5 protein-coding genes and 12 tRNA genes are annotated in these 7,879 nt (G+C 43.9%); 10 read left to right on the top strand and 7 right to left on the bottom strand.

Translation table 11 applies throughout. The features are described from left to right. Positions 1 to 54 precede the first annotated feature (54 nt). The 7 genes from L5M51_RS15770 to gltX all read right to left on the bottom strand — a co-directional run bounded on the left by L5M51_RS15770 (position 55) and on the right by gltX (position 2,557). Positions 55 to 130, bottom strand: a tRNA-Glu gene (locus L5M51_RS15770). Between the two features lie 118 nt (positions 131 to 248). After that, positions 249 to 324, bottom strand: a tRNA-Glu gene (locus tag L5M51_RS15765). 118 nt (positions 325 to 442) lie between these two features. Continuing rightward, positions 443 to 518, bottom strand: a tRNA-Glu gene (locus tag L5M51_RS15760). Between the two features lie 129 nt (positions 519 to 647). Continuing rightward, a tRNA-Ala gene (locus L5M51_RS15755) sits at positions 648 to 723 on the bottom strand. A gap of 104 nt (positions 724 to 827) precedes the next feature. Then, positions 828 to 903: transfer RNA gene (locus L5M51_RS15750), tRNA-Glu, on the bottom strand. A gap of 63 nt (positions 904 to 966) precedes the next feature. Continuing rightward, positions 967 to 1,042: transfer RNA gene (locus L5M51_RS15745), tRNA-Ala, on the bottom strand. Between the two features lie 105 nt (positions 1,043 to 1,147). Continuing rightward, the gene (gene gltX, locus L5M51_RS15740) at positions 1,148 to 2,557 is read right to left on the bottom strand and encodes a glutamate--tRNA ligase (RefSeq protein ID WP_263173682.1); all 1,410 of its coding nucleotides are present in this window, start codon (positions 2,555 to 2,557) and stop codon (positions 1,148 to 1,150) included. 615 nt (positions 2,558 to 3,172) lie between these two features. Here gltX and L5M51_RS15735 point away from each other — a divergent pair. The 10 genes from L5M51_RS15735 (at position 3,173) to L5M51_RS15690 (ending at position 7,811) form a co-directional block, all read left to right on the top strand. After that, positions 3,173 to 3,248: transfer RNA gene (locus L5M51_RS15735), tRNA-Val, on the top strand. 44 nt (positions 3,249 to 3,292) lie between these two features. Continuing rightward, a tRNA-Val gene (locus tag L5M51_RS15730) sits at positions 3,293 to 3,368 on the top strand. Between the two features lie 37 nt (positions 3,369 to 3,405). Continuing rightward, positions 3,406 to 3,481 (top strand) — tRNA-Val (locus L5M51_RS15725). 48 nt (positions 3,482 to 3,529) lie between these two features. Next, positions 3,530 to 3,605 (top strand) — tRNA-Val (locus L5M51_RS15720). Between the two features lie 28 nt (positions 3,606 to 3,633). After that, positions 3,634 to 3,709, top strand: a tRNA-Val gene (locus L5M51_RS15715). 28 nt (positions 3,710 to 3,737) lie between these two features. Beyond that, positions 3,738 to 3,813, top strand: a tRNA-Val gene (locus tag L5M51_RS15710). 166 nt (positions 3,814 to 3,979) lie between these two features. Then, positions 3,980 to 4,210 carry a hypothetical protein gene (locus L5M51_RS15705; protein WP_105252063.1) on the top strand — a complete coding sequence of 77 codons (231 nt, stop codon included), beginning with the start codon at positions 3,980 to 3,982 and terminating at the stop codon, positions 4,208 to 4,210. A gap of 468 nt (positions 4,211 to 4,678) precedes the next feature. After that, entirely contained in the window at positions 4,679 to 5,698 is a 1,020-nt protein-coding gene (locus L5M51_RS15700; RefSeq protein WP_113941003.1) for a TRAP transporter substrate-binding protein, read from the top strand. A 59-nt stretch (positions 5,699 to 5,757) separates the two neighbouring features. Beyond that, the gene (locus tag L5M51_RS15695) at positions 5,758 to 6,414 is read left to right on the top strand and encodes a TRAP transporter small permease (protein WP_173497702.1); all 657 of its coding nucleotides are present in this window, start codon (positions 5,758 to 5,760) and stop codon (positions 6,412 to 6,414) included. Beyond that, positions 6,414 to 7,811, top strand: a complete 1,398-nt coding sequence (locus L5M51_RS15690) for a TRAP transporter large permease (RefSeq protein WP_028761090.1) — start codon at positions 6,414 to 6,416, stop codon at positions 7,809 to 7,811. Before L5M51_RS15695 ends, L5M51_RS15690 begins: the two co-directional genes overlap by 1 nt. Positions 7,812 to 7,879 lie beyond the last annotated feature (68 nt).

The raw sequence follows: 7,879 nt of genomic DNA, 5'->3' as shown, positions 1-7,879 counted from the left end.
TTACCAAACAACTCGTTAGTTATTTGCTAGGAACCACTCTCTATAAAATATAGATGGTATCCCCTAGGGGATTCGAACCCCTGTTACCGCCGTGAAAGGGCGGTGTCCTAGGCCTCTAGACGAAGGGGACCCGGACTTATGTTTTAACTCGTAACCGAGCTTTGTAACACATTCACTTCAGTAGGCTAGGAAGCAAATGCCTTGTTCTTACCAAACAACTCGTTAGTTATTTGCTAGGAACCCAAATGTGGTATCCCCTAGGGGATTCGAACCCCTGTTACCGCCGTGAAAGGGCGGTGTCCTAGGCCTCTAGACGAAGGGGACCCGGACTTATGTTTTAACTCGTAACCGAGTTTTGTAACACATTCACTTCAGTAGGCTAGGAAGCAAATGCCTTGTTCTTACCAAACAACTCGTTAGTTATTTGCTAGGAACCCAAATGTGGTATCCCCTAGGGGATTCGAACCCCTGTTACCGCCGTGAAAGGGCGGTGTCCTAGGCCTCTAGACGAAGGGGACCCGGACATATTAATTTGAACCTAACGTTCCCGTTTAACATCTACGGCCTCATATGCACTCTTCTAAATAACGAATTGTGCCTGGGTGCATTAATTTAAACTTTCGTTTCTGCTTAATAAGGCAGTAAATTGGTGGAGCTACACGGGATCGAACCGTGGACCTCTTGCATGCCATGCAAGCGCTCTCCCAGCTGAGCTATAGCCCCAAATTTTTGTCAACACAGCTAACTTTAGCAGTATATGTATCAGCAGAAATTTAGATTTTGTTCTTACCAAATAACTCGTTAGTTATTCGCTAGGAACCAATATTTGGTATCCCCTAGGGGATTCGAACCCCTGTTACCGCCGTGAAAGGGCGGTGTCCTAGGCCTCTAGACGAAGGGGACCCCGGACATATTAATTTGAACTTTTCACTAGAAAAGGTTCCCGTTTAACATCTACGGTAAGTTTGGTGGAGCTACACGGGATCGAACCGTGGACCTCTTGCATGCCATGCAAGCGCTCTCCCAGCTGAGCTATAACCCCAAACCTATCGAACTACATTTAAGTGCACTGCAAGCATTTGCTCGACTGTGTCTCAACTGCGTGGCGCATTCTATGCAGCGCACCTAAAAGTGTCAACTCGTTTTTTTAGGAATTTATTCTATCTGCTACAAATTCAATCGCTTTGGATATTCTTTGCTCAGAACGGCTTCTTCCAATTAAAAATAGTGTGATATCTAAGCCTGGAGACTGCCCTGCCCCTGTTACTGCAACACGTAAAGGCATACCGACCTTACCCATACCCACATCTAATTCAGTCGCAGTATCTTCAATTGCCTGATGAATAGCTTCAGCTGTCCACTCAGTTAATGCTAATAATTTCTGTTGCACCAGTTGCAATGGCTCTAACGCAACACCGCGTAAATGCTTTTTCGCCTGTGCTTCATCAAACTCAGCAAAATCTTCATAGAAATAGCGGCTAGATGCGGCTAACTCTTTTAGAGTCTTAGCGCGCTCAGCTAATGCAGTGACCACTTCAGCTAATGCTGGGCCATTTGACAGATCAATTTTTTGATCGTCCATGTGCCATTGTAAGTGTGTTGCCACATATTCTGGATCTAGGCTCTTTATATAGTGTTGGTTCAACCACACCAGTTTATCGGTATTAAAAGCAGAAGCGGCTTTGTTGATGTCACTCAACTTAAAGAATTGCTTCATTTCTTCTAATGAGAAAATCTCTTGATCGCCATGTGACCAACCTAAACGTACTAAATAGTTCAGCAGTGCTTCTGGTAAATAGCCATCGTCACGGTACTGCATTACGCTAACAGCGCCATGGCGCTTGGACAACTTAGCGCCGTCATCACCTAGAATCATAGATACGTGTGCATATTCTGGGATCGGCGCCCCTAATGCTTTAAGAATGTTGATTTGACGCGGGGTATTGTTGATATGATCTTCACCACGCACCACACAAGTGATCCCCATATTCCAATCATCAACCACCACACAGAAGTTATAGGTTGGTACGCCGTCGGTACGGGCGATGATCAAGTCATCTAATGCATCGTTAGAAAATTCAATCCGACCACGAACATGGTCATCAAATACCACTGAACCACCGATTGGATTTTTAAAACGCACCACAAATGGTTCATCAGTCTCGCGAGCGGGTAAGTCGCGACAGCAACCATCATACTTTTGTGCTTCACCGTTAGCGGCCTGTGATTCTCTTAAGGCATCGATTCGCTCACGTGAACAGTAACATTTATACGCTGTGCCCTTATCTAACATTTGAGCAATGATTTCGTTATAACGGTCAAAACGCTTAGTTTGGTAATATGGGCCCTCGTCCCACGTCAAACCTAGCCAGTTCATGCCTTCTAAAATCGCATCGCAAGCGGCTTGAGTCGAACGCTCAATATCAGTGTCTTCAATACGTAATACAAACTCACCGTTATTGGCACGGGCTTGTAACCAAGAATAAAGTGCAGTACGGGCACCACCAACATGCAAGAAACCGGTAGGACTAGGGGCAAAACGCGTCTTAGTTGTCATAATGGGACACTAACCTATATAAAGTCGTCTAGATAAAGACAATCACGATAAAAAAAGTGGGCTTATTCTAACAGTCAAAGCAGGCGCTGCAAATGGGACAAGCTTCACAGTATCACTTATCTGGTTAAATCGTGTCGCAAATCCCTCTCCTTTATATAGGGAAGCCAATATAAAGCGATATATAAAGGTGGCACTATTGCTATCACCACCATTGATTAATGCTAACACTTGAGATGATTTTTCAGGCTTTATATTCCACCCCCTAAATCTCTACACCTATATTCCTTCGACTATAAATATCTGCGCCATCGAACACGCGCATCTATACACTATCAATGCACTCATACTATTTAGTTAGTGCGCTAATTTTTATAAATCACTCACTTCCTCAGCACTTTTACCACAAAAAAGTCTGGTTAATGCGATGAGTTCAACTCGTATTTAATCACGAGCGTCCAAATTACGTACCATTGACTGGCGAATTAAATAACACTTTGATCGGCGGCGTGATTAGCATTAAGCCAATGTGGACAAAAATAGCGCGACCAATGCTTTTTTCACTAAAAAGCGTTGACACTAGATCGAACCTCCCTATAATACGGCTCCACACAGCGAGGTCGATTAGCTCAGCTGGGAGAGCACCTCCCTTACAAGGAGGGGGTCACTGGTTCGAGCCCAGTATCGACCACCATATTTTCTACAAAGAAATTATGGCATACAAAATGTTATATCCCAGGTCGCTTAGCTCAGCTGGGAGAGCACCTCCCTTACAAGGAGGGGGTCACTGGTTCGAGCCCAGTAGCGACCACCATATAACTTGATGTATTAATGTGTAAAAGTCATTCCCAGGTCGCTTAGCTCAGCTGGGAGAGCACCTCCCTTACAAGGAGGGGGTCACTGGTTCGAGCCCAGTAGCGACCACCATTCTTTAGTGAAGAATGACTTAAAAATTGTGTAGTTTAAGAATGCCCAGGTCGCTTAGCTCAGCTGGGAGAGCACCTCCCTTACAAGGAGGGGGTCACTGGTTCGAGCCCAGTAGCGACCACCACATTCTGCAATACACATGTTATATCCCAGGTCGCTTAGCTCAGCTGGGAGAGCACCTCCCTTACAAGGAGGGGGTCACTGGTTCGAGCCCAGTAGCGACCACCATATTCTGCAATACACACGTTATATCCCAGGTCGCTTAGCTCAGCTGGGAGAGCACCTCCCTTACAAGGAGGGGGTCACTGGTTCGAGCCCAGTAGCGACCACCATATTTCTCCCCCAATAAACTTTACCCGCGCGCTGACTCAACTATGCTTGATCTCAATCAGCGAGTGATAAATTATGCTGTTCGGCATTTTATACTTCGTTAAATACTAAGACTATCGACACTCAGCCTGATTTCATTCTGCTTTAGCATTTTTGGAGATCAACATTATGGCCAGCGTCAGTCAATCCGCTTCTCTTGCCAATATTGCCACTTATTTAAAGCATACCCACGCCTGCGATGAGCAAACGGCTCTAAAAGAAGCGCGGGAAGTCATGCATAATCTCGTCAGCATGCGCCAAAAAGGCTTTATTACAGGTTGGTACTTTGATGAACAAGGCCATTTAGCCTTGTTACCTAGCGATGCTATCCTTAAACGTATTCTTTTAGAGGATGACTAACAGTCATCAAATGAATTGTGTCTTGATTGACTACGATAGCTATCGACTTAACCTCCCTAGACTTCACATCTCACCTACACTGCTTATCCTAAAGCAACCCACCACAATATTTGTCGTTATATCGCATACTTTTACGGCTTTTTTTGATCTCAAAATAACTAAGTTTGTTTAATTTATCTGCAACGACAAGAGCCGTCAATTTGGGGCCGATCTTCACTATGGGTGGGTTTCCACCCAAACACAAAATCACTGTGAGCGAGATCTCACCCACCAAACTAAAAGTGTGACAAACATCAAATGAACTACACTTTAGTAACCAAACACTTACAGAAGCCAGTGTAAGTTGGCGTGGTATTTGCCTTTAGTAAGACAGACCTCAGGGAAATCAAGGCTGTATTCCTACTCAAACTTGGTAACAAACTAACCAAGACTGAGGACAAATCCTAACAACAGAAAAAGGAACTCAAGATGATATTGAATCAACAAACTGGATTGACCCGTCCACTCAAAACCTTAGTCAAAATGCTCGCTGTTGCCTCCGTATTTGCGACCAGTTTTAACGTATTTGCAGAACCGATTGAAATTAAGTTTTCACACGTAGTGGCAGAAAACACACCTAAAGGCCAAATGGCACTTAAATTTAAAGAACTCGTTGAACAACGTTTACCAGGTGAATACAAAGTCAGTGTATTTCCTAGCTCACAGTTATTTGGGGATAACAACGAACTAGCGGCACTGCTGTTAAACGACGTACAATTTGTCGCGCCTTCACTCTCAAAGTTTGAGCGTTACACTAAACGTCTACAAATATTCGATTTACCTTTCCTATTCAATGATATGGATGCCGTGAACCGTTTCCAACAAGGTGAAGCTGGTCAAACATTACTGAACTCCATGAGCCGTAAAGGAATTGTCGGTCTGGGTTATTTACACAATGGTATGAAACAGTTCTCATCTAACACACCACTTAAAAATCCTGCTGATGCAAAAGGCTTGAAATTCCGCGTTATGGCATCTGATGTTCTAGCAGCCCAGTTTGATGCTGTTGGTGCAATCCCTGTGAAAAAACCTTTCTCTGAAGTATTTACCCTACTTCAAACCCGCGCTATCGATGGTCAAGAAAACACTTGGTCAAATACTTATTCACAAAAGTTCTATGAAGTGCAAAGCCAAATCACTGAAAGTAATCACGGTGTTCTCGACTATATGGTCGTGACCTCTGACACTTTCTGGAAAGGTCTACCTGCTGACAAACGTAAGATCATCAAAGAAGCTTTAGACGAATCTATCGCATTAGGTAACAAGATTGCCGCTGAAAAAGACAATGAAGACAAACAGTTAATCCTTGATTCTAAACGTTCACAGTTAGTAACTCTGTCTCCTGCTGAACGTCAAAAATGGGTTGAGGTAATGAAACCTGTTTGGGCTAAGTTTGAAGATCAAATCGGAAAAGATGTGATTGATGCTGCTGTAGCTGCAAATAAATAATAATGATGATAGCCGCTTAAGCTCAACCGAGCTTAGGCGGCCATTTCAGCGAGGGGATTATGGCTGTGATATCGCGAATATTTGGTTATATTGAAGAAGGTGTGCTCAATTTATTGATCACTCTGATGACGCTGTTAGTGTTTTCAGAAGTCGTCGCTCGCTTCTTCTTCAACACGGGTTTTCTTTGGATCCAAGAACTTACATTAACCTTTTGCGGTTGGTTTGTGTTATTTGGTATGTCCTATGGGGTTAAAGTCGGTGCCCATATTGGTGTCGATGCGTTTGTTAAAAATTTAGCGCCAAAGGCTAAAAAGATAGTATCTCTTATTACCGCCTTTGTTTGTATCGTCTATTGCGGACTCTTTTTAAAAGGCAGTTGGGATTACTTAAGCCAGATGTATCAAATCGGTTTGCCTATGGAAGACATACATTTCCCACAATTTATATTAAAAAGCCTCGATCCAGATTTTGCTTGGAACACTTTAAAAATCGATATTGAAGATGGCGCAATACCGATTTGGTTATCTCAAAGTATTTTAATTATTGGCTTTTTTATGTTGACTTGGCGTTTCGTCGAACTCTTTATCGCCATTCTGCGTGACCAAGTCTCAGGCTTCCAATTTGCCGATGAAGCGAAAGAAAGTATGCATTTAATCGATGAGAGCGCTAAAAACGCTAAAGTAGATCCAGTCTCTGACCAAAAGGAGGCTAAATAATGGCTATTGCAACCCTATTTACCGCCCTATTCGTATGTATGTTTCTCGGTATGCCTATCGCTATCGCATTAGGTTTTTCCAGCATGCTGACGATTTTATTGTTCTCGAATGACTCCTTAGCTTCAGTTGCACTCAAGCTGTATGAGTCTTCATCAGAGCATTACACTTTACTCGCAATCCCCTTCTTTATTCTGTCATCCGCCTTCCTATCAACGGGTGGTGTCGCTAGACGGATTATCGATTTTGCCATGGACAGTATTGGACATGTCCGTGGTGGATTAGCGATGGCATCCGTTATGGCGTGTATGCTGTTTGCTGCGGTTTCTGGATCATCTCCTGCGACTGTTGCGGCAATTGGTTCTATCGTCATAGTCGGCATGGTAAAAGCAGGTTATCCCGAAAAATTTGCTGCAGGCGTGATCACGACCTCTGGCACTCTCGGGATTTTGATCCCACCTTCAATCGTCATGTTAGTGTATGCCGCAGCAACGGAAGTGTCGGCTGCAAAAATGTTTATGGCAGGCTTAATCCCAGGTTTAATGATGGGATTTATATTGATGATCGTCATTTATATCGTTGCCCGCTTTAAAAACTTGCCCTCACGTCCTTTTCCAGGCGTTAAACAACTGGGGATTTCAAGTGCCAAGGCAATGGGTGGATTAGCACTCATCTTTATCGTATTAGGCTCTATCTATGGTGGCGTCGCTAGCCCAACCGAAGCATCAGCTGTGGCTTGTGTATATGCTTACCTTATTGCGGTATTTGGCTACCGTGATATCGGGCCATTAAAAGACGTGGCATGGCGTAATCAAGGTGAAAACTTAGCCAAAGCAACTGCGCGTAACTTAGGCCATATGTTCTTAGGACTGATTAAAACGCCTATCGACAAAGACATACGTCATGTTGTGCGCGATGGTGCCAAGGTCAGTATCATGCTGCTGTTTATCATAGCTAACGCTATGCTATTTGCGCATGTATTAACCACAGAACGTATCCCTCACATTATTGCTGAGTATATTGTTAGCATGGGTTTACCCGCTTGGGGATTCCTGATCATCGTTAACTTACTGTTGCTTGCTGCTGGTAACTTTATGGAGCCATCGGCGATTGTACTCATTATGGCGCCAATTCTGTTCCCTATTGCAACGCAATTAGGCATAGATCCTATCCACTTGGGTATCATCATGGTCGTGAACATGGAGATCGGTATGCTAACGCCGCCGGTGGGACTCAATCTCTTTGTCACCGCTGGGATCACAGGGCGCAGTATTGGTTGGGTGATTCAGTCGGTTCTGCCTTGGTTACTCGTGATGCTAGCCTTCTTAGCCCTGATTACTTACGTACCACAGATTTCACTCTTCTTACCTGAATGGTTGGATTCGATGCGTGGATATTAGTCTGCAATTCAAGGTTGTGAGATTACCCCTTGATTACAGATAGATTTTAAGCGAGCCTAGTCAGGCTC

It is taken from the genome of Shewanella sp. SM73 (assembly GCF_025653795.1).
Classification (GTDB): domain Bacteria; phylum Pseudomonadota; class Gammaproteobacteria; order Enterobacterales; family Shewanellaceae; genus Shewanella; species Shewanella oncorhynchi.
This window is presented reverse-complemented; position numbering and strand designations above follow the sequence as displayed.